The following is a 20,920-nucleotide window of genomic DNA, read 5'->3' on the forward strand; positions in this document are numbered from 1 at the left end:
CCGGGGCGTGGAGGTCAGGCCGTGGCGGCCGTGTCGGTCTCGGCTGGCTCGGCTGTCGCGGCATCCGGATCGTGCGCCCACGACGGCGCGATCTGACGGAGGCGGGCGGCCCGCCACTGCCAGACTGCCCACAGGCCAGGCCATAGCGCGGGTGCAGCGGCGCCACCGATCACGAGGCGCTCTCGCCACAGGGTGCGGCCGTCCGGCAGAGGAGACACCGCCATCTGGTGGTCCCAGACGTCGAGGACTGCGAGCGGGCCGGTCAGCGGCATCCCGGAGTCGCGGATGATCCGCACTCGCACCCCGTTCACCTCGCGTTCGGCATCCGTGATCGAGATGAGCTGACGGCCGACCGGGATGAGCCCGGCGATGCTGAGCCCGACTGCCGCATTCTGGCCGTGCTCCCACTGCGTCGGCATCGCCTCCAGCGGCTGCATGTCGAGGAAGGGTCCGTACACCTCGGCCAGCACCCGCGGCGAGTGCAGGGCGCGCCAGGCGGCGTCGGCATCGCAGTCGATCGTGAACTTGCTGAGCACGCGCATGCGGCAAGTCTCGCATCCGGGATCGCTCTACGCTGGACGGATGCCGTCACCGCTGGATCAGGGTCGTTATCAGGTGCGTCTCGAGTGGGGGTCTGCGGGCCGCGACCGCCTGGCCCCTGCGGAGGTCACCGTGGTCGTTGACGTCCTGGCCGACGCGGACTCCGCTGCGGATCGAGTCGCCGAGGCAGCCACGGCGGCCGGCAGTTTCGTGCTGCGCGGAGGTCTCCGGAACGCGTCGGCGATCGCGGAGGCCGTGCTCGCCGAGCAGCATCGGCGCGCCGAACGCACGAGCATCGCCGTAATCGCCTGCGGGGCGACGGATGCCGACAGCGCGCGGTTCGCGGTTGAGGACCTGCTCGGGGCTGGCGCAGTGATCGACGCGCTCGCCGAGCGCGGCATCGACCACACCTCGCCCGAAGCTGCCGCGGCATGTGAGGCGTTCCGGGGGCTTCGCCCGGCGGTGCGCCACCTCCTGACGGCGAGCGCCACCGGCCAGGTATGGCTCGAGGCGGGGCGCCGCGATGAGGTTCTCGCGGCTGCCTCGGTGGATGCCGAGTCGCCAGCTCAGTGACGAGCGAGCCGGAACATCCCCCAGCCGAGGGCGATGAACCGGAAGAACTGGACGACCAGGTTTGTGCGGCGACGCAGATCGGCATCCGTCGGCACGGGGGCTGCGTCGACCATTGCTTGTGCTGATGAGTCAGCGGGCGTGATCATCGTGAGCTCCTTTCTTCGCGGATCATTCCGGGATGAGATACCAGAGCGGGTACGCCTTGGCCTTGTAGAGGAACGCCGTGTGCAGCATCCGTTTCAGCCAGTGCGCAGCCAGTCCCACCTCGCCGGTCGTGTGGTCGGCGTCTCGCCCGTGGGTGAGCGGGCGTGCCTGGAAGTCGGGCACGATCGGGGCCATGGTCATGGCAACGGCACTTCCCCGGGCGAACCCGGTGCCGGTCGAGGCGATACATGCGGCGGGGAGGTCGGCCATGGACGCGCTGTGCTGCGTGACGCTCGTGCCCGTCCTGATCATCTCGGCGATATTGAGGGCTGCGGCCTTGCCCATCGCGCCCGAGGGCATCCCGGTGCGCGGGGGAGCAGGCGCGATCGCCACCCCGTCGGGTGTCGACAGCGGTTCCGATATCGCGTGCGGCGGGGCGAAGGCGATGCCGACGGCGAACATATTCGGATATCCGGGTACCTGGTAGGTGCTCGGCCAGTCCTTCGCCGACCACTGCGAGTACGGCTTGGGGGAGTAATCAGCGTCGACCTTCATGAAGCCGCTCGGCGCGAAGAATCGTTGCGAGATGTCGGCGCCGTCGCGGTCGTACGCACGCAGGGCAACGCCGCGGAACGGGGGCAGCAGCATCGCGAAATCGAAGGGGAGCGACTGGGGGGAGCCGTCCTCCTGCACGTACCGGATCGTCTGGGGCTCGACGGCAGTGACCGCGGCGCGCGTGATCGCACGGATGCCGCGCTCACGGAACAGGCTCGACATCCACTGCTCACCCGACACGTCGCCATGCTTGGTGCGAAACGACATGCCGCCGACGCCGAAGTCGCCGAGCTCTGGCTCGTTGCTGAGGTAGACGACCTCGGTGTTGTCCCTGACACCCTCCTGTTCTAGCTTCTGCTCGACGTTGAAGGCGTACTCAAACGCTGCGCCCTCGCAAGTGCACCGCCCGTGCCCGACGCCCACCACCAGTCGCAGCTTCTCGCCGGTGCGGGCGCGTTCGATCGCGGCGTCCAGCCGTGCTGCGGCATCCACGGCATGTCCCGGCGTGCAGACGGATGCCGTGTATCCGGCGTCAGGTCCGAGTCCAGGGGTCGCGGCGAAGTCGAGGGCGGGCCCGGTGGCGTTGATGAGGAAGTCGTACCGAACGCGTTCGGTCTGTCCGTCCCGTCCCGGCTCGGTGTACTCGATGTCTACGGCGCCCTGCGGAGAATCCGCATCACCGTTCGGCCAGATCGCCGTCGCCTTGGCTTGGTGGAACGTGATTCGCTTGCGTTTGTAGACCGGGGCGAGAGGGAACACCACCGCTTCCCGCGTCATCCGTCCCACGCCCACCCAGATGTTGGAAGGAATCCAATTCCATTGCGAGTTCGGCGACACGACGATCACCTCGTGCTGATTGCCGAGCTTGCGGCGCAGGGTCAACGCTGCGGTGTGCCCCGCAACTCCCGCGCCGAGAACGATGACACGTGACATCGTGGTCCTCGCTTTCCGGGCCGCCATGGCCGTCATCGGCAACATACCCCGGGGGGTACGCAGTGAATAGGGACCAAAGGCCGGGAAAAATGGCTGCGGGCTGCGCCTCAGCGCGGCGTCATGGCCGCCAGACGCACGGATGCCGTGATCTCACGCTTTGACCACGTGAGCAGGTAGCGCTCGTCGAAGCGAGGCGCGCACCGGGCGCAGGAGGTCTGCCGACTGGCGCGGCGGTGGCGGTACGCCACGTGGCCGGCGGGGCAGACCCCGACCCACGGGGCCAGCTCGGTCGCGGTCTCTCCGTGGTGGGTCGTGCCCCCCACGTAGCCGAGGTCGCGGGCAATTGCCTTCCACCGCGGACCGTGACCGGCTGCCGCACCCGCGAGGGCGTGCGCGACCTCGTGCAGCAGTGTCTGGTGGTTGGTGTCGTCGTCGTGGCGGGCCGCGAGGTAGCGAGAGACCGTGATGCGCTTGCGGGTGAAGTCACACAGGCCTGCGCGTCGCTTCGCGTTGTCGAAACCGAACGTCCACTCCGGGCTCAGGTGCACCGAAAGCAGGGCCTCGGCCCAGTGGCGTACACGGTGCAACTCGGACATGACGACAGCGTAAGCGGTGCCTCAGACACCGACCGGTCAGCTGGCGACTGCCGCGCCGGCCTCGGCGCGGCGACGCTCGGCAGCGTCGATTGCGAGAAGAGTCGACTCCAGCTGGTCGTCGGGCGTTGCCGTGCTCTGACGTGCGAAGAGTGCGCGCTTGAAGTCAGCGCGGGCTGCGTCGAAGTCTCCCGCGTCGTACTGCACCTTCCCGCGGTGCTGATAGGCGAACGCGGCGATTGAAGCCCATCCCGCGCCCTCGGCCTCGAGAGCACAGGTGGTCAGCTCCTGTGTGGCGGCAGCGAGCGATCCGCGAAACTGCAGCACCGTCGCGTGCAGGATGCGCGCGCGCAGCAGATCCTTGCGCGTGCCCGCCATCCGGGCCGTGCGCACCGTTTGGTCGGCGATTTCGAGCGCGTCATCGAGCCGGTCGAGCACCTTTAGCAGCCAGACCCGTTCAAGGAGGGCGGGGAGCGAGCGCTGGTCGCCGAGCTCGTCGAGGCGTTCGCGGCACTCACGGGGGTTGACCACTTCGCGCAAGGTGACGGGGTCGTAGCCGTGGATATAGCTCACTCGCGCTCCTTCCCGCAGAGCGGTGATCGCCGCGGTCATCCCGCCCGATCCCGCATCGTCGCTGCACCTCGCCCCATACGTGGTGCGCTCTTATTGTGGCGGCGTCGGCGAGCGGTGCCGGCTTCCCACGCCGTCAGCGTTCGAACAGCGTCGCCGATGGTGCCGGCGACGGTGCGGCGTCGGCATCCGTGACGATTCGCGAGCCAGCGATGAACGCGTCGACCTCCGCACCCTGAGCCACCTTCGCCGGATGCGGACCCGCAGCCATCAGCCGCGGGAGCCACGCGGTAGGAAGCGGGCTGCGGGATGCCGCGATCACGATGTTCCCGAAGCGCCTGCCCTTGAGGACTTGAACCTCAGCGAGCAGAGCGACGTGAGGGAGCTCGCTGCGGACGGTGGCGGCTTGGCGGCGGGCGAAGGCGAGTCCCGCCCCGTCGGCGACGTTGACCAAGAGCACGCCGGTGTCGCTGAGGTAGCGCGCCGCGAGGCTGTAGAACTCGTTACTGGTCACGTGTGCGGGAGTGCGCGCGCCATGAAAGATGTCGGAGATCACGAGGTCGGCCTGACCGCGCAGACCCGCGGGCAAGCGTTCCAGCACGGCGCGGGCATCACCCGTCCGTGTGCGGATCGAGCCGCCCGCTCGCGAACTGGCCGGAAGCGGCAGGTGCTCGCGAATGAGAGTCACCAACGCAGGTTCGAGTTCGATGACCTGCTGCCGTGATCCGGGCCGCGTCGCCTCGACATAGCGGGGGAGTGTGTATGCACCGGCGCCGAGATGGATGGCGGTCAGGGACGCCCCGGGCTCTCCGATCTGGTCGATCACAGCTCCCATCCGCGCGACGTACTCGAAGTGCAGGTGCGTGGGGTCTGCGAGGTCGACATGGGATTGCGGGGTGCCGTCGACCTCCAGCTCCCAGCCGCTCGCGAAAGCCGAGGGCAGGATGCGCGCGATAGATCCGTCCGACAGCCGCACCTGCGGCGGCGGGGCTTCGACGTGCGCTCGGGCCACGCTTCCACCGTAGACCGGGCGTACCGTGGTCGCATGAGGACCATCGACCTGAACGCCGACCTCGGCGAGACTGTCGACGGTGTCCCCACAGCTGACGACGAGGCGCTGTTCGCTGTGATCTCCAGCGCCAATGTCGCGTGCGGCGGCCACGCCGGGGACGCGCACTCCATGGCCGAGGCCACCCGGCGGGCTGCTCGGTTCGGTGTGGCAATCGGTGCCCATCCCTCGTACCCAGACAGGGCCGGGTTCGGTCGGCGGCCACTGGCCATGGCGGCTGACGAGCTTCATGCCGCGGTGTCCACGCAGCTGGATGCCCTCGCTGATGTCGGCGCCGACATTCGATACGTCAAGCCCCACGGCGCCCTGTATCACGCCGTCACGACGGATGCTGCGCACGCGGCGGCGCTTGCCCGCGCGGTGGCGGATCTCTCCCGCCGGCTGGGCCGCGGGCTGCCGATCCTTGCTATGCCCGGCGAGATCTCCGCGGCGGCGCACGAGCACGGTCTGGAGGTCGTGGCTGAGGCGTTCCTTGACCGCGGGTACACGCCGAGCGGTGAGCTCGTGCCCCGCGGCGAACCCGGCGCGGTCATCGAGGATCCTGACGCCGCAGCGGCGCGGGCCGTACGCCTGGCCCGCCAGGGCACTGTCGTCGCGGTCGACGGATCGAGCGTCGCCGTGGCAGCAGCCTCCTTCTGTCTGCACGGCGATTCGCCGGGGTCGGTGGCGGCCGCGCGGGCGGTGCGCGCTGCGTTGGATGCGGCATCCGTGTCGGTACGAGCGCCATGGTGACAGGCGCCCGGGTCCGAGTCTTCGGCGACACGGGTCTGCTCGCTGAGGTTCCCGAAGACCTCAGCCCGCCCGCGGCGTTGCGGGTCGTCATCGCGCTACGTGAGCGGCTCGCGAAGACGCAGCCGGCGGGTGTCGTGGATCTCGTGCCCGCCGCGCGCACCGTGCTGGTGCGCTTCGCGCCGCGTGAGGTCGCCGCCTCGATCGTGCGCGCCTGGATCGAGAAGAACCTCGCCGACGCGCTCGCCGCTGCGGTACTCGACCCATCGCGGCACCCGCCCTCGCCCGGCGATTCGGATGTCGAGATCGGCATCCGGTACGACGGGCCTGACCTCGACGAGACCGCAGCTCTCCTCGGCATCCGCCCCGCCGAGCTCGTCTTGACGCACCAGTCGGCTACCTGGACCGTCGCGTTCACGGGGTTCGCACCCGGCTTCGGATACCTGGTGAGCGAGGACTGGCCCTTCGACGTGCCCCGCCTCGCATCCCCTCGGACGCGGGTGCCGGCTGGGTCCGTGGGCCTCGCGGGAACCTTCTCGGGCGCCTACCCGCGATCGACGCCGGGCGGGTGGCGGCTGATCGGGGCCACCTCGGCTCCGCTTTTCGATCCGGACGCCGCAGCGCCCGCGCTCCTGCGCCCCGGCATGCGCGTCCGGTTTCGCGAGGTCGCTGACCCCCCTGCGGCCCGTACCCCCGCAGGCCGCGGCAGTTCTGTGCATCAGCTGCGCACCGATGCGCCGCACCCGCACGAAACAGCCGCACCCGCGGTATCGGGGGAGCAGAGGGATGTCGAGACCCGGCCGCTGCTTCGGGTCGATGCTCCGGGGCTGCTGGCGACGATCCAGGATGCCGGGCGCCGGGGAGCCGGGTCGCTCGGCGTCTCGGTCTCTGGCGCTCTGGATCGCGCCGCCGTGCGCACAGCCAATCGGCTCGTCGGAAACCCCGAGCACGCGGCGGGCCTCGAGATCACCGCGGGGGGATTCGAAGCCACCGCCGTCGCTGATGTGTGGATTGCCGTGACCGGCGCGTGGGGAGAGCTCACCATCGACGGAAACGACATCGACCACGGTGCGGCGCACCTGTGGCGGAGCGGAGAGCGTCTGCGAGTGGGGTGGTTCACGGCCGGCGTTCGCGCGTACCTCGCCCTCCGCGGGGGCATCGAGACCCGGGATGTCCTGGGTTCGGCCGCCACCGACACCCTCGCCGGCCTCGGGCCCACACCGCTCCGTGTTGCCACCGTGCTATTTGTCGGGGAACCGCCGGTCGACGACGTCCCGGCATCCGATCTCGCCCCCTGGAGTCCACCGCCGTCCGAACTGGTCGTTCGCATCGTGGCCGGCCCTCGCGAAGATGCCTTCATCCCGGCATCGCAAAGCGCGTTGTTCGAGGCGACGTGGACGGTGGGTGCGGCGTCTGACCGGGTCGGCATGCGGCTCGAGGGTCCGTCACTGGAGCGTACGGACCCGGGGGAGCTGCCGAGCGAGGGAATGGTCCCGGGGGCGATCCAGGTACCACCGTCGGGTTCGCCGACGGTCCTGCTCGCAGACGGTCCGGTGACCGGCGGCTACCCGGTCATCGCCACGGTTCTGGATGCCGATCTCGACCTGCTCGCCCAGGCGGGGCCGGGTACGACGATCCACTTCCGGCACGCGCCTCAGCGCTGAGACCACGGGTTATACCGCACGAATTTGGACTCGTCAAGAATCCGGGTGGACACGGCGTGCCGGAACGCGTATAGTTGGTGGTTGCGCTCTTGGATTCCCCCTGCCCTCATATGGTGGTCGGCTGTTGCCTGCGTGTCCCCGCTTCCGCGGTGCGAGACGCGTGGGTTTTCGGGGAGGACCGAACGCTTCACCTGACGACAAGGATAGTGCCCCGCCCGGGCCCACGGAGGTAATCCCCTTGGCTGCTGCGCGCAACGCAACCACCACCACATCCCCCAAGAACGGCCGCGGAGCTTCCCGCCTCTCGTTCGCCAAGATCTCCGACACGCTGACGGTCCCTGACCTGCTGGCGTTGCAGACCGAGTCTTTCGATTGGCTCGTCGGAAACGAAGCATGGAAGGCCCGCCTCGCCGAGGCTGAGGCAGCCGGCCGCAACGACGTCTCGGTCAAGAGCGGCCTCGAGGAGATCTTCGAGGAGATCTCGCCGATCGAGGACCTCAGCGAGACGATGCAGCTCTCGTTCACCAACCCCTATCTCGAGCCCGAGAAGTACTCGATCGAAGAGTGCAAGGAGCGCGGCAAGACCTACGCCGCCCCGCTGTACGTCGAGGCCGAGTTCATGAACCACCAGACCGGTGAGATCAAGACCCAGACGGTCTTCATGGGCGACTTCCCGCTGCAGACCGACAAGGGAACGTTCATCATCAACGGCACCGAGCGTGTCGTCGTCTCCCAGCTCGTGCGTTCGCCCGGTGTCTACTTCGACAAGACTCCCGACAAGACCTCCGACAAGGACATCGTCTCGGCGCGCATCATCCCGAGCCGCGGTGCCTGGCTCGAGTTCGAGATCGACAAGCGCGACCAGGTCGGCGTTCGCATCGACCGCAAGCGCAAGCAGTCGGTCACCGTGTTCCTCAAGGCGCTGGGGCTTACCAGCGAGCAGATCCTCGAGGAGTTCGCAGGCTTCGACTCGATCGAAGAGACCCTGTCGAAGGACACGATCCTCACCAAGGAAGACGCCCTCCGCGACATCTACCGCAAGCTCCGTCCGGGCGAGCAGGTTGCCGCCGAGGCTGCCCGCGCGCTGCTGGACAACTTCTACTTCAACGCGAAGCGCTACGACCTCGCCAAGGTCGGTCGCTACAAGATCAACCAGAAGCTCGGTCTCTCGGGTCCGCTGAGCGACTCGGTGCTCACCGTCGACGACATCGTCGCGACGATCAAGTACCTCGTCCGCCTGCACCGCGGTGACGAGAGCTTCGAGGGCGTGCGTTCGGGCAAGCCCGCCACCATCCGCCTGGATGTCGACGACATCGACAACTTCGGCAACCGTCGCATCCGCGCCGTCGGCGAGCTCATCCAGAACCAGGTCCGCACGGGTCTGTCGCGCATGGAGCGCGTCGTTCGAGAGCGCATGACGACGCAGGACATCGAGGCGATCACCCCGCAGACCCTGATCAACGTGCGCCCCGTCGTGGCGGCGATCAAGGAGTTCTTCGGAACGTCGCAGCTGTCGCAGTTCATGGACCAGAACAACCCGCTCGCCGGTCTGACCCACAAGCGTCGCCTCTCGGCGCTGGGCCCCGGCGGTCTCTCCCGTGAGCGCGCCGGCGTCGAGGTCCGTGACGTCCACCCGTCGCACTACGGCCGCATGTGCCCGATCGAGACGCCGGAAGGCCCGAACATCGGTCTGATCGGCTCGCTCGCCTCGTTCGCGCGGATCAACGCGTTCGGATTCATCGAGACCCCGTACCGCAAGGTCGTCGCCGGTCGCGTGACCGACCAGATCGACTACCTCACCGCCGCCGAGGAGGACGACTTCATCGTCGCCCAGGCCAACGCGCCGCTGAAGGCCGACGGGCACTTCCAGGAGACCCGTGTCCTGGCCCGCAAGAAGGGTGGCGAGGTCGACCTGTTCCCGGCTGAGGACATCGGCTACATGGATGTCTCGCCGCGCCAGATGGTGTCGGTGGCGACCTCGCTCATCCCGTTCCTCGAGCACGACGACGCCAACCGCGCCCTCATGGGTGCGAACATGCAGCGTCAGGCCGTGCCGCTGCTTCGCAGCGACTCGCCCGTCGTCGGAACCGGTATGGAGGGCTTCGCCGCGATCGATGCCGGTGACGTGGTCACCGCCAAGCGCTCCGGTGTCGTCATCGAGGTCTCGGCCGATGTCGTGGCCGTGCAGACCGACGAGGGTGGGATCGACGAGTACTTCCTGCGCAAGTTCGACCGCTCCAACCAGGGCACGTCCTACAACCAGCGCGTCATCGTCTCGGCAGGTGAGCGGATCGAGGCCGGCGAGGTCATCGCTGACGGTCCTGCCACCGAGAACGGTGAGCTGGCCCTCGGAAAGAACCTCCTCGTCGCGTTCATGACGTGGGAAGGTCACAACTTCGAGGACGCCATCATCCTGAGCCAGGACCTGGTGAAGGATGACACCCTCTCGTCGATTCACATCGAGGAGTACGAGGTCGACGCCCGCGACACCAAGCTCGGCAAGGAGGAGATCACCCGTGATCTCCCCAACGTCAGCCCTGACCTGCTGAAGGACCTCGACGAGCGCGGCATCATCCGCATCGGTGCCGAGGTTCGCCCCGGCGACATCCTCGTGGGCAAGGTCACCCCCAAGGGCGAGACCGAGCTGTCGGCCGAGGAGCGCCTGCTTCGCGCGATCTTCAACGAGAAGAGCCGTGAGGTTCGCGACACGTCGCTGAAGGTTCCCCACGGTGAGCAGGGCACGATCATCGCCGTCAAGGAGTTCAACGCCGAAGACGGTGACGACGAGCTCGGCTCGGGCGTGAACCGCCGCGTCGTGGTCTACATCGCCCAGAAGCGCAAGATCACCGAGGGTGACAAGCTCGCCGGCCGTCACGGCAACAAGGGTGTCATCGCGAAGATCCTCCCCGTCGAAGACATGCCCTTCCTCGCAGACGGCACGCCGGTCGACATCATCCTGAACCCGCTCGGTATCCCCGGCCGCATGAACTTCGGTCAGGTGCTGGAGCTTCACCTCGGATGGATCGCCAAGCAGGGCTGGAAGGTCGAGGGCAACCCCGAGTGGGCAGCTCGTCTGCCCGAGATCGCTCGAGAGGCAGCTCCCGGCACGAAGGTCGCGACCCCCGTGTTCGACGGTGCGTACGAGTCCGAGCTGGCAGGCCTGCTCGACTCGACGCTGCCCAACCGTGATGGCGTCCGCCTGATCGATTCCACAGGCAAGACGCAGCTGTTCGATGGGCGTTCGGGTGAGCCGTTCCCGGCTCCGATCTCGGTCGGCTACATGTACATCCTGAAGCTGCACCACCTCGTCGACGACAAGATCCACGCACGCTCCACCGGTCCGTACTCGATGATCACGCAGCAGCCGCTGGGTGGTAAGGCGCAGTTCGGTGGCCAGCGCTTCGGTGAGATGGAGGTGTGGGCTCTCGAGGCCTATGGCGCCGCGTACGCCCTCCAGGAGCTCCTCACGATCAAGTCCGACGACATCCTCGGCCGCGTCAAGGTGTACGAGGCGATCGTCAAGGGCGAGAACATCCAGGAGCCCGGCATCCCCGAGTCGTTCAAGGTCCTCATGAAGGAAATGCAGTCGCTCTGCCTGAACGTCGAGGTCCTCTCGGCCGACGGCACGGCGGTCAACCTCCGCGACACCGACGACGACGCTTTCCGCGCTGCCGAGGAGCTCGGCATCAACATCTCCAGCCGCTTCGAGTCCTCGTCGATCGACGAGATCTGACCCGGCCAGGCAACACAGAATTCCGATACAGGAGAACTGAGAACTCGTGCTCGAATCAACAACTTTCGATCAGCTTCGCATCGGCCTGGCCACCGCTGACGACATCCGTCGTTGGTCTTTCGGTGAGGTCAAGAAGCCCGAAACCATCAACTACCGCACCCTGAAGCCCGAGAAGGACGGTCTGTTCGGTGAGCAGATCTTCGGCCCCTCGCGCGACTGGGAGTGTGCGTGTGGCAAGTACAAGCGCGTGCGCTTCAAGGGCATCGTGTGTGAGCGCTGCGGCGTGGAGGTCACCAAGTCCTCCGTGCGGCGCGAGCGCATGGGGCACATTGAGCTCGCCGCACCCGTCACGCACATCTGGTACTTCAAGGGTGTTCCCTCGCGCCTGGGCTACCTGCTCGACATGGCACCGAAGGACCTCGAGAAGGTCATCTACTTCGCCGCGTACATGGTGATCTCGGTCGACGAGGATGCTCGTCACCGCGACCTCGCGACGCAGGAGAACAACATCCGCCTCGAGCTGAAGACGCTCGCCGACCGTCGCGACGCGCGGATCGCCGCTCGCCTCCAAAAGCTGGAGGAGGAGCTCGCCGCGCTCGAGGCCGAGGGTGCGAAGTCCGACCAGAAGAAGAAGGTCAAGGACGCCGCCGAGAAGGACATGTCGCAGGCCCGCAAGCAGGCCGACGACCAGATCGCCAAGCTCGAGCGGGTGTGGGAAGAGTTCCGCACCCTCGAGGTCGGCTCGCTCAAGGCCGAAGACGAGATCTTCCAGGAGCTGCAGGACCGGTTCGGTCAGTACTTCGAGGCCCACATGGGTGCCGAGTCGATCCAGCGGCGTCTTGCCGCCTTCGACCTGGCAGCCGAGGCTGAGAGCCTGCACCTGCAGATCGCCGAGGGCAAGGGCCAGCGCAAGATCCGTGCGATCAAGCGCCTGAAGGTCGTCAACTCGTTCCTGCAGACCGGCATGAGCCCGGCATCCATGGTGCTCGACGTCGTCCCGGTCATTCCGCCGGAGCTTCGCCCCATGGTTCAGCTGGACGGCGGCCGCTTCGCGACCTCCGACCTCAACGACCTGTACCGTCGCGTGATCAACCGCAACAACCGTCTTCGCCGACTGATCGACCTCGGTGCCCCCGAGATCATCGTCAACAACGAGAAGCGGATGCTGCAGGAGGCCGTCGACGCGCTGTTCGACAACGGCCGCCGCGGTCGCCCCGTCACCGGCACCGGCAACCGTGCCCTGAAGTCCCTCAGCGACATGCTGAAGGGTAAGCAGGGTCGGTTCCGTCAGAACCTGCTCGGTAAGCGCGTGGACTACTCGGGCCGTTCGGTCATCGTCGTCGGTCCCCGCCTGCAGCTGCACCAGTGTGGTCTTCCCAAGCAGATGGCTCTCGAGCTGTTCAAGCCGTTCGTGATCAAGCGCCTCATCGACCTCGGTCACTCGCAGAACATCAAGGCAGCAAAGCGTGCCGTCGAGCGCACGCGTCCCGAGGTCTGGGACGTGCTCGAAGAGATCATCCGCGAGCGTCCGGTGCTGCTGAACCGTGCACCCACCCTGCACCGCCTGGGCATCCAGGCCTTCGAGCCGCAGCTCGTCGAGGGCAAGGCCATCCAGCTCCACCCGCTCGTGTGTGCAGCCTTCAACGCTGACTTCGACGGTGACCAGATGGCTGTTCACCTGCCGCTGTCGGTCGAGGCTCAGGCCGAGGCTCGCATCCTGATGCTCGCGTCGAACAACATCCTCAAGCCCTCGGACGGCCGTCCCGTGACCCTGCCTTCGCAGGACATGATCATCGGTCTCCACCACTTGACCACGGTCAAGGAGGGTGCGATCGGTGAGGGCCGCGTGTTCGGCTCGGTCTCGGAGGCGATCCTCGCCAAGGACGAGGGCACCCTCGACCTGCAGGCCAAGGTCCGCATCCGTGTTCCCGGTCTGACGTTCCTCGAGGGCGATGCTCCTGAGGGGTACGCCAGCCACGGGCTGCTTGACGCTTCGCTCGGCCAGGCGATCTTCAACGACGCCCTCCCCAAGGGATACCCGTTCGTGCGTGAGCAGGCCGACAAGGGCAAGCTCAGCCAGATCGTCAACAAGCTCGCCGAGGAATACCCCAAGGTCGAGGTTGCTGCGACGCTGGACCGCATCAAGGATGCCGGTTTCTACTGGGCCACGCGCTCGGGTGTGACGGTCGCCCTCAGCGACATCCTCACGCCGCCGAACAAGGCCGAAATCGTCGCGGGCTACGAGAAGCAGGCCGCGAAGGTCCAGGCGCAGTTCGAGAAGGGTCTCACCACCGACGCGGAGCGTCGTCAGGAGCTCATCAAGATCTGGACCGAAGCCACCGACGAGGTCCAGAAGGCGATGCGCGCCCACTTCCCCGAAGACAACACCATCAACCGGATGGTTTCCTCGGGTGCTCGTGGTAACTGGCTGCAGATCCGGAACATCGCCGGTATGCGGGGCCTCGTGAACAACCCGAAGGGTGAGATCATCCCCCGTCCGATCATCTCCTCGTACCGCGAGGGTCTGTCGGTGGCGGAGTACTTCATCGCGACGCACGGTGCCCGTAAGGGTCTGGCCGACACGGCCCTCCGTACCGCAGACTCGGGTTACCTCACGCGACGCCTCGTGGATGTCTCGCAGGACGTCATCATCCGTGAAGAGGACTGTGGCACATCGAAGGGCCTCGAGTTCACGATCGCTGCCCCCGGCGCCGACGGCAAGCTCGTCCGCGACCCGAACGTCGAGAACTCGGTGTTCGCGCGGACTCTCGCCGCGGACGTCATCGGCGAGAACGGCGATGTCGTGGCTGAGGCCGGCGACGACGTGGGCGACGTGCTCATCGACAAGCTGGTTGCTGCCGGTGTCACCTCGATCAAGGTGCGCTCGGTCCTGACCTGTGACTCGGCTGTCGGCGTCTGCGCGACCTGCTATGGCCGCTCGCTCGCCACCGGCAAGATCGTCGACATCGGTGAGGCAGTCGGTATCATCGCCGCCCAGTCGATCGGTGAGCCCGGAACCCAGCTGACGATGCGTACCTTCCACACCGGTGGTTCGGCCTCGGCGGAAGACATCACGCAGGGTCTGCCCCGTGTGCAGGAGCTCTTCGAGGCCCGTACCCCCAAGGGTGCGTCGCCGATCGCCGAGTTCGATGGCCGCATCACGATCGACGAGACCGACAAGTCCAAGAAGATCATCCTCACGCCCGACAACGGCGACGAGGCTGTCGTGTACCCCGTCCTCAAGCGCGCCACGCTGCTTGTGGAAGACGGTCAGCACGTCACTGTCGGTCAGCCCCTGCAGGTCGGCACGCTCGACCCCAAGGAGGTTATGCGCGTCCAGGGCGCTCGCGAGGTGCAGAAGTATCTCGTGAACGGCGTCCAGGGTGTGTACCGCTCGCAGGGTGTTCCGATCCACGACAAGCACATCGAGGTCATCGTCCGTCAGATGCTGCGCAAGGTCACGGTCGTCGACCACGGCGACACGAACCTGCTGCCCGGTGAGCTGGTCGACTTCCGTCGCTACCAGGACATCAACCGCCAGACGGTCGCTGAGGGCAAGCGCCCGGCATCCGGTCGCCCCGAGCTGATGGGCATCACCAAGGCGTCGCTGGCTACCGAGTCGTGGCTGTCGGCCGCCTCCTTCCAGGAGACGACCCGCGTGCTCACGCAGGCTGCGATGGAGGGCAAGAGCGACCCGCTGGTCGGCCTCAAGGAGAACGTCATCATCGGAAAGCTCATCCCCGCCGGAACCGGACTTGCGAAGTATCGCAACGTCGCGGTCGAGGCGACGGAGGAGGCCAAGAGCGAGCGGTACCCCAACCGCATCTTCGCCTCGGACGGCGCCTACAGCGACGCTGACCTGAGCTTCGTCGACTTCGACAGCTTCTCGACCGACGACTTCACGGGCAACTACAACTGACCCACACGTCCTCACGGTACGCAGGGCCTCGGGATTTCCCGGGGCCCTGCGTCGTTCCTGTCCTTTTCTAGGCCGAGTTGTCCCTCGCGTCCGGCTCCGCGGCGTGCCCTGCGCGGGGACATGCCCTCGCCGGCTGCGCCGGGTCCCGCCAGACCCGGTGCCAGCCCCGCAGTCCGGATGCCCCGCTGCGCCTGTGCTCCTGCTTAGGCTCGGAAAACTGACGCGTATCGTCGCTTCGCGCGCGGATGCCGACACATCGCGACAACTTTTCGGGGCCTCGCGGGCGTCCTGGCCGACTTCCCGGGCATCGGCGTCGTACGGTTGCTGGCGGAGGTCACCATGGCTCGCGTTCCCGGTCGCGACAACCGCATCGCCATCCCTGCAATCGTGCTGTCTCTGGCGATTGTCGGGGCGCTCGTGTGGTTCGCCGTGCCCGCTATGCCGCTGGTCATGGCGTGGGCGGGAGGAACCGCGGGAAACGCAGCGACGATGCTCGCCGCAACCCCGACACTGCACGCCGTCGTCGCAGACGGACTGGACGTCGCCGAAGCTGACTGCCGCGAGCTGTACCCGACCGACCTCTGGAACGAACTCACCTGGACGGCGGATGCGATTCTGAGCCAGTCCACGGCTGGACCCACGACAGCGATGACCGACCTCGTCTCGGCGCTGGCGCCGACGGCAACGCGTACCTGCACCTGGACCGACAGTTCCGGGCAGGCGGTGGTCACAACGTTCGCGACAGTGTCAGCGGATGCCGCCGGGATCGCGGAGGCTTCCCTGCGTGGGCAGGGGTTCTCCTGCGCGACGGCCGACGGCACACTGGAGTGCTCCTCGACGACGGATGCCGGCAACGAACACCAGTCGGTGCGGGGAGCGCTGTGGGTCGCGACGGTGTCGAGTGCGTGGTACCCGGACGACTACGACCAACGCATCGCCATCCACCTCTGGCAGTGATGCCCGCGAGCCCGGGTGCCTCGGGGGCGTCACCGAGAATCCATATCGGCGTCCGCACGGCCTCGTTCCGCGGATCTGAACCCGGGTCGGGGTAGTCTGCGAGCCGAGGATCTACCTCGGGAGGAGTTTCGCATGAGTGACGACAAGCCCACGCCCGGCGCGCCCGTGGAGGAACCGGTCGGCGAGCCCGTCGCCGAGGAGCCACCCGTCGACGACGTCGTCGGCAGTGCGCGCGAGAGTCTTGCTGATGCCGAAGCCGCCGGATCGCCGACGCCAGAGACGGTCGCTCCCGTAGCCGAGCCCGTTGTCGTTGAACCTGTGGTCGTCGAGCCCGCGGCCGAACCGGCGCGTGTCGAACCCGCCGCAGAGCCTGTCACGGTCGAATCCGCGCCCACCGAGGCAGCAGTGCCCACTGAGGCGTACGAGGCCACTGTTATCGCCCCCGTGGTGACGGCGAGCGAGCCGACCGGGGGCGCCTTCGGCCCACAGCCGATCTTTGTTCAGGCCCCCGAAGCTCCGCGTCCTCGAGGCAACCGCGCAGCCGCGGGCGCAATCGGCCTGCTTGCGGCCCTCTCGTTCGGCGTTCTGTACCTTGCGGTCGGGGTCGGTCTCGGCCTCATCGACGGCTCCGTCACCGCCAGCAGCATCGGCACGGCGCTGCTGGCTGCGCTGTCGACCTGGGCGCTGTGGGTCCCCGTCGTCGTGTTCTTCATCGCGTTCTGGCTGCTCGGTGCGATCATCAACCGCGGCCGGTGGGCGGCGTGGGTGATCTTCGGCCTGATCGTCGGGGTTGCGGCCTATGGTGGGCACCTCCTGGGGCAGCTCTTCCAGGCGCCGTTCTGGAGCCTGACGGCGAAGGAGGGCGCAGAGCTTGTCGAAGGGCAGCTGCTGGCTCCGCTTGCCATCGCTGCGTTCATCATCGGTCGCGAGCTCACGATCTGGTTCGGCTCCTGGGTGGCCGCCCGGGGCAAGCGCATGACCGAACTCAACGTCGAGGCGCGCCGCGAGTATGAGCGCACTCTCGAGGCTGGTCCGCAGCTGCACCAGTACTGAGACGCAGGGGCACCCTCCATGGCCGCGGCCCGGAGCTTCACTGTGTCATGAGCCGCTCGCGCAGGGCAGCGGCGACGGCGGCGGGAGTCGTGCTGTTCGCTACGGTGCTGATCGCGGCGTTCGGATTCGTCAGCCTGCTCCTGGACGAGGACGTGATCGTCACGCCGAGTCTCGGGCAGGTGCCGGGCGTCATCGCGGTCGGGGCCTCGCTCGCGTCGATGGCGCTGACGATCTGGGTGCGGATGCCGGCACCCGGCGTCTGGGGAACGCTGCTGTGGAGCGGCCTTGCCGCCTTCCTCGGCTACCTTGCGGGGCTGGGCGTGGCATCCGTGTTCGCAACGGCGGATGGCGTCCTTGCGCTGTCGGCCGTCGGACGCGCTGCAGCCACGTGGCGGGGGCTCGTCGTCATCGCCGCGGCGATCCTGGGAGCGGCGATGGCTCTGGCGATCGCGCGTGGTGCCGGCGAGAACGCGCGGTGGCCATGGGAGCGGGATGACGATGAGTGAGCGCCTCGACACGCGCGTCCTCTGACGGAGCCGCAGTGCACGAGGGCTCCGGCGCTACCGTAGAGGGGTGGAGCGCTCGCTCGAAACGGAAGTGAGCCAGGCCGTCGATGCCTGGCTGCGCTGGCTTCCGCGCTGGGAACCCGCGACGCACCGCGGCCGGGTTGCCCCGTGTCGGCGGTGCTTCGGGTCGCCCATCCTGTCTGCCGCAGGTCTCGGATCCGATGTGCCGCACGGGGTACAGCACGGCCTGTCGACCCGCATCAAGACGATCGTCGACCATGCGGTTGCTGACTACACGGCACAGAACCTTCCGATGCTGCAGGCAGAACTCGACCAGCAGGCGGCCCGTAATCGCGCCCGCAGCTATCGCCCGGCTGAAGGCCTCGAGCCCGAGTTCGAAGGCCTGCCGCTGGATCCCGAACCGGTCCCCGGTGCTCCGTTCCTGTTCACGATCTCGGGTCTTGCCGATGAGGCAGACGCCGATGTCCCGGCGCTTCCGCCGCTGAGCCCCGAAGCGAAGGCGGCGCTGCGGCAAGAGGTGGGCCTCGCCGACGACTACGCCAACATGATCGGGCGGGATGTCTGCACGATCCTGCTCCACCACCGCCTGCGCATCCAACAGGGCGTGAGCCAGTATGTCGAACCGCAGATCACGGCGATGCTCGATGACCTCGCCCGGTCGCTGGACGCCCCCTTCGATCCGCGTGATTCCCTCGGGGAGTGATGGCTCCGCGCAAACCAGGGGCGTCGCCGCGCAGGGCCGCGCCCTAGGGTGGATGCCATGACCGACGGAACCGCGGTGACTCAGGCGCTGATTCTGTTGATCCCTGTCTCGGCGACAGTGATCGCCCTGTACGTCTGGTGCGCCCTTGCGCTCAGCGCGGTCTTCGCGAAGTCCGGCGAGCCGCGCTGGAAGGCGTGGGTCCCGTTCGTGAACCTCGCCGCGCTGCTCGTTCTGGGAGGAATCCCTGGATGGTGGGTCCTGCTCCTGCTGATCCCAGGCTTCGGCGGTGTTGCCGTCTGGATCCTCGTGATCGTCGCGGCGCATCGCGTTGGACTCTCGTTCGGCTACGGCGGGGGAATGACGGTGCTGGCTGCTCTGCTGTTCCCCGTGTGGGCGACGGTCATCGGCTTCGGCTCGGCCCGCTGGATCGGACGAGAAGGCCGCCGCCGCCGTGGCACCGTGCCCGATGCGGCGGTCTTCACGACCTCCGATCCGGCTGGCAGAGCGCCGTCGGAGCCACCGCCACCACCGGCGCCGCCCGCCGTCTCACCGTTCGCCCCACCGCCGCTCGAGGCCCCTGCGCCCGGAGCGGACACCGGCTCGCGGTCGCGCGCGAGCGGGTCTCGCGCCGAGGACGGGTGGGACATACTCTCCGCATTCACCGAGGCGGAACAGAGTCCCCCGGCACCGATGGCGCCTATCGCACCGCCTGCGTCACCGTCGATCTCCGGGTGGGGAGAAACCGACCAGCCCGACGAGCCGGCAAGCCCCCCCGAAACCCCCGCTGCCCCCGAGCCGTTCGCGCCTCCGGCGCGTGCTGCGCGACCGGTTGAGACCGGCGCCACGGGCCTTGCACCATCGGCAGAGCCGATCGATGACGTGACCGACGCCGTCCCCGGCGCACCAGCGCCGGTCTCTGCTGTCAGTGGTCGCTCGTCGTATGACGACGCCCCCCTGTTCCCCCCGGTCGCGGACGGCGAACACTGGGCCACGGGCCCGGATGCGGAGCCCTTCCCCGAGACCTCAGGTGCGGTCTCGGCGATCGTCGGCTCCCCGGTGGCGGGATCACCACGAATGGCGCGGTCGGCAGTCTCGGCATCCGCTGATGATGAGGGCGACTTCGACGCGACGCTGTTGGCCCACCGCAATCGTCCGCGGTGGTCGCTCGTGACGGCAGCGGGCGACGAGTTCGAGCTGCGCGCGCAGGTCGTCATCCTCGGGCGGCGCCCCTCACCAGATCCTGCTCACTCGGGCGCGCAGCTCGTTGCGCTCGATGACGTCACCGTCTCCAAGACACATGCTCGTCTGGAATTGCGTGGCGACCAGTGGCATGTCGTCGACCTCGGCTCAACGAACGGAGTCGTCGTGGTCTCGGTCACGGGAAGCGAGATCGAACTCGCGCCCGGAGGTGAAGCCCCGGCGGGCGAGAGACTGCTGCTCGGCGACCTCGAATTGCGGCTCGTCCGCGCGTCGCGTTGACAGAGGGGCCCGCAACGGTCCGCGTTTGACCGACCTCCGAAAACCCGCGTATCATTGATCGGGTGTGCGCCTGCGCGCCACTTGTGCTGCGCCTCGGTGTGTCGCAAGGCAAGCGGGGTTCGCACATCAGGGAACGGCCTGCGAACAGGCCACCCCCACGGCATATCCACCACACGACTCGCGGCAGACTTCTGACGCGCCGGTGGATCTGTGGTGAAACCACGAGCTGTCACCGTGCAGCACAATCAAGGAGAGAACGTGCCAACCATTCAGCAGTTGGTTCGAAAGGGGCGGTCGCCGAAGGTCAGCAAGACCAAGGCTCCCGCGCTGAAGTCGAACCCGCAGCAGGCCGGGGTCTGCACCCGCGTCTACACCACCACACCCAAGAAGCCGAACTCGGCGATGCGCAAGGTCGCTCGTGTGAAGCTGCGCAACGGCACCGAGGTCACCGCCTACATTCCCGGCGAGGGGCACAACCTGCAGGAGCACTCGCTCGTGCTGGTGCGCGGCGGCCGTGTGAAGGACCTTCCCGGTGTGCGCTACAAGATCGTCCGTGGCGCCCTGGACACCCAGGCCGTCAAGAACCGCAAGCAGGCCCGTAGTCGCTACGGCGCGAAGAAGGGCTGAGACAAATGCCTCGTAAGGGTCCCGCCCCCAAGCGTCCCGTCGTCAACGACCCGGTGTACGGCGCTCCGATCGTCACCCAGCTGGTCAACAAGATCCTCGTCGACGGCAAGAAGTCGCTCGCCGAGTCCATCGTGTACGGCGCCCTCGAGGGCGTCGAGTCCAAGAACGGTCAGGACGCTGTTGCCACCCTCAAGAAGGCGCTCGACAACGTGCGCCCGACTCTTGAGGTCAAGAGCCGCCGAGTCGGTGGTTCCACCTACCAGGTTCCCGTCGAAGTCAAGCCGCACCGTGCGAACACCCTCGCGCTGCGCTGGCTCGTCAGCTACGCGAAGGGTCGTCGTGAGAAGACCATGACCGAGCGCCTGCAGAACGAAATCCTGGATGCCTCGAACGGCCTCGGTGCCGCGGTCAAGCGCCGCGAAGACACCCACAAGATGGCCGAGTCGAACCGCGCATTCGCCCACTACCGCTGGTAATACCCCTTCGCCGTTCCCGCAGGCCACAAACCTGCGGGAACGGCGAAGTCCGCGACATCCCTCACCACACGTAAGG

General features: G+C 67.6%; 18 protein-coding genes. 12 read left to right on the top strand and 6 right to left on the bottom strand.

What is annotated here, in order from left to right; translation table 11 throughout:
- Window positions 1-14 precede the first annotated feature (14 nt).
- Window positions 15-542, bottom strand: a complete 528-nt coding sequence (locus BGO47_RS06190; protein WP_292709603.1) for a hypothetical protein — start codon at window positions 540-542, stop codon at window positions 15-17.
- Window positions 543-582: 40 nt separating this feature from the next.
- Here BGO47_RS06190 and BGO47_RS06195 point away from each other — a divergent pair, with 40 nt between their 5' ends.
- The gene (locus BGO47_RS06195; RefSeq protein WP_292709605.1) at window positions 583-1,113 is read left to right on the top strand and encodes a 2-phosphosulfolactate phosphatase; all 531 of its coding nucleotides are present in this window, start codon (window positions 583-585) and stop codon (window positions 1,111-1,113) included.
- On the opposite strand, the gene BGO47_RS06200 is transcribed toward BGO47_RS06195, so the two are convergent.
- The 5 genes from BGO47_RS06200 to BGO47_RS06220 form a co-directional block, all read right to left on the bottom strand.
- Window positions 1,107-1,259, bottom strand: coding sequence for a hypothetical protein (locus BGO47_RS06200; RefSeq protein ID WP_292709607.1), 153 nt, complete (start codon window positions 1,257-1,259; stop codon window positions 1,107-1,109). The genes BGO47_RS06195 and BGO47_RS06200 overlap by 7 nt on opposite strands.
- Window positions 1,260-1,281: 22 nt before the next feature.
- Window positions 1,282-2,745 carry an FAD-dependent oxidoreductase gene (locus BGO47_RS06205; RefSeq protein WP_292709609.1) on the bottom strand — a complete coding sequence of 488 codons (1,464 nt, stop codon included), beginning with the start codon at window positions 2,743-2,745 and terminating at the stop codon, window positions 1,282-1,284.
- A gap of 107 nt (window positions 2,746-2,852) precedes the next feature.
- On the bottom strand, window positions 2,853-3,341 hold the full coding sequence (locus tag BGO47_RS06210) for a SprT-like domain-containing protein (RefSeq protein ID WP_292709611.1): 489 nt from the start codon (window positions 3,339-3,341) through the stop codon (window positions 2,853-2,855).
- A 36-nt stretch (window positions 3,342-3,377) separates the two neighbouring features.
- On the bottom strand, window positions 3,378-3,911 hold the full coding sequence (locus BGO47_RS06215) for a hypothetical protein (protein WP_292709613.1): 534 nt from the start codon (window positions 3,909-3,911) through the stop codon (window positions 3,378-3,380).
- Between the two features lie 133 nt (window positions 3,912-4,044).
- Window positions 4,045-4,920: a fused MFS/spermidine synthase gene (locus BGO47_RS06220; protein ID WP_292709615.1), complete on the bottom strand. Its 876-nt coding sequence runs from the start codon at window positions 4,918-4,920 to the stop codon at window positions 4,045-4,047.
- A 33-nt stretch (window positions 4,921-4,953) separates the two neighbouring features.
- Here BGO47_RS06220 and BGO47_RS06225 point away from each other — a divergent pair, with 33 nt between their 5' ends.
- The 11 genes from BGO47_RS06225 (at window position 4,954) to rpsG (ending at window position 20,844) form a co-directional block, all read left to right on the top strand.
- Complete coding sequence (locus BGO47_RS06225) at window positions 4,954-5,709, top strand: 5-oxoprolinase subunit PxpA (protein ID WP_292709617.1); 756 nt, start codon at window positions 4,954-4,956, stop codon at window positions 5,707-5,709.
- Window positions 5,703-7,370 carry an urea amidolyase family protein gene (locus BGO47_RS06230; RefSeq protein WP_292709619.1) on the top strand — a complete coding sequence of 556 codons (1,668 nt, stop codon included), beginning with the start codon at window positions 5,703-5,705 and terminating at the stop codon, window positions 7,368-7,370. The genes BGO47_RS06225 and BGO47_RS06230 overlap by 7 nt, the downstream gene beginning before the upstream one ends.
- A 238-nt stretch (window positions 7,371-7,608) precedes the next feature.
- Entirely contained in the window at window positions 7,609-11,103 is a 3,495-nt protein-coding gene (gene rpoB / locus BGO47_RS06235; protein WP_292709622.1) for a DNA-directed RNA polymerase subunit beta, read from the top strand.
- Window positions 11,104-11,149: 46 nt separating this feature from the next.
- Complete coding sequence (rpoC, locus tag BGO47_RS06240) at window positions 11,150-15,022, top strand: DNA-directed RNA polymerase subunit beta' (RefSeq protein WP_292709624.1); 3,873 nt, start codon at window positions 11,150-11,152, stop codon at window positions 15,020-15,022.
- 339 nt (window positions 15,023-15,361) lie between these two features.
- The gene (locus tag BGO47_RS06245) at window positions 15,362-15,979 is read left to right on the top strand and encodes a hypothetical protein (RefSeq protein WP_292709626.1); all 618 of its coding nucleotides are present in this window, start codon (window positions 15,362-15,364) and stop codon (window positions 15,977-15,979) included.
- 132 nt (window positions 15,980-16,111) lie between these two features.
- Entirely contained in the window at window positions 16,112-17,032 is a 921-nt protein-coding gene (locus BGO47_RS06250; RefSeq protein WP_292709628.1) for an ABC transporter, read from the top strand.
- Window positions 17,033-17,079: 47 nt separating this feature from the next.
- Window positions 17,080-17,538 carry a hypothetical protein gene (locus BGO47_RS06255; RefSeq protein WP_292709630.1) on the top strand — a complete coding sequence of 153 codons (459 nt, stop codon included), beginning with the start codon at window positions 17,080-17,082 and terminating at the stop codon, window positions 17,536-17,538.
- Window positions 17,539-17,605: 67 nt separating this feature from the next.
- A complete protein-coding gene (locus BGO47_RS06260; RefSeq protein ID WP_292709632.1) occupies window positions 17,606-18,262 on the top strand; it encodes a spermidine/putrescine ABC transporter substrate-binding protein in 657 nt (218 codons plus the stop codon).
- Window positions 18,263-18,319: 57 nt separating this feature from the next.
- A complete protein-coding gene (locus tag BGO47_RS06265) occupies window positions 18,320-19,741 on the top strand; it encodes a DUF5684 domain-containing protein (RefSeq protein WP_292709634.1) in 1,422 nt (473 codons plus the stop codon).
- A 258-nt stretch (window positions 19,742-19,999) separates the two neighbouring features.
- Window positions 20,000-20,368, top strand: coding sequence for a 30S ribosomal protein S12 (rpsL, locus tag BGO47_RS06270; RefSeq protein ID WP_013584051.1), 369 nt, complete (start codon window positions 20,000-20,002; stop codon window positions 20,366-20,368).
- 5 nt (window positions 20,369-20,373) lie between these two features.
- Window positions 20,374-20,844, top strand: a complete 471-nt coding sequence (rpsG, locus tag BGO47_RS06275; RefSeq protein WP_292709636.1) for a 30S ribosomal protein S7 — start codon at window positions 20,374-20,376, stop codon at window positions 20,842-20,844.
- Window positions 20,845-20,920 lie beyond the last annotated feature (76 nt).

The organism is Microbacterium sp. 67-17, from assembly GCF_001898325.1.
Lineage (GTDB): Bacteria > Actinomycetota > Actinomycetes > Actinomycetales > Microbacteriaceae > Microbacterium > Microbacterium schleiferi.

What these genes read in the sequence shown, in the direction of transcription:
- rpsG (WP_292709636.1), top strand. Translation starts at nt 20,374, where the DNA reads ATGCCTCGTAAGGGTCCCGCCCCCAAGCGTCCCGTCGTCAACGACCCG.
- BGO47_RS06230 (WP_292709619.1), top strand. Translation starts at nt 5,703, where the DNA reads ATGGTGACAGGCGCCCGGGTCCGAGTCTTCGGCGACACGGGTCTGCTC.
- BGO47_RS06200 (WP_292709607.1), bottom strand. Translation starts at nt 1,259, where the DNA reads ATGATCACGCCCGCTGACTCATCAGCACAAGCAATGGTCGACGCAGCC.
- BGO47_RS06255 (WP_292709630.1), top strand. Translation starts at nt 17,080, where the DNA reads ATGAGCCGCTCGCGCAGGGCAGCGGCGACGGCGGCGGGAGTCGTGCTG.
- BGO47_RS06225 (WP_292709617.1), top strand. Translation starts at nt 4,954, where the DNA reads ATGAGGACCATCGACCTGAACGCCGACCTCGGCGAGACTGTCGACGGT.
- BGO47_RS06190 (WP_292709603.1), bottom strand. Translation starts at nt 542, where the DNA reads ATGCGCGTGCTCAGCAAGTTCACGATCGACTGCGATGCCGACGCCGCC.
- BGO47_RS06195 (WP_292709605.1), top strand. Translation starts at nt 583, where the DNA reads ATGCCGTCACCGCTGGATCAGGGTCGTTATCAGGTGCGTCTCGAGTGG.
- BGO47_RS06210 (WP_292709611.1), bottom strand. Translation starts at nt 3,341, where the DNA reads ATGTCCGAGTTGCACCGTGTACGCCACTGGGCCGAGGCCCTGCTTTCG.
- BGO47_RS06245 (WP_292709626.1), top strand. Translation starts at nt 15,362, where the DNA reads ATGGCTCGCGTTCCCGGTCGCGACAACCGCATCGCCATCCCTGCAATC.
- BGO47_RS06205 (WP_292709609.1), bottom strand. Translation starts at nt 2,745, where the DNA reads ATGTCACGTGTCATCGTTCTCGGCGCGGGAGTTGCGGGGCACACCGCA.
- BGO47_RS06265 (WP_292709634.1), top strand. Translation starts at nt 18,320, where the DNA reads ATGACCGACGGAACCGCGGTGACTCAGGCGCTGATTCTGTTGATCCCT.
- BGO47_RS06250 (WP_292709628.1), top strand. Translation starts at nt 16,112, where the DNA reads ATGAGTGACGACAAGCCCACGCCCGGCGCGCCCGTGGAGGAACCGGTC.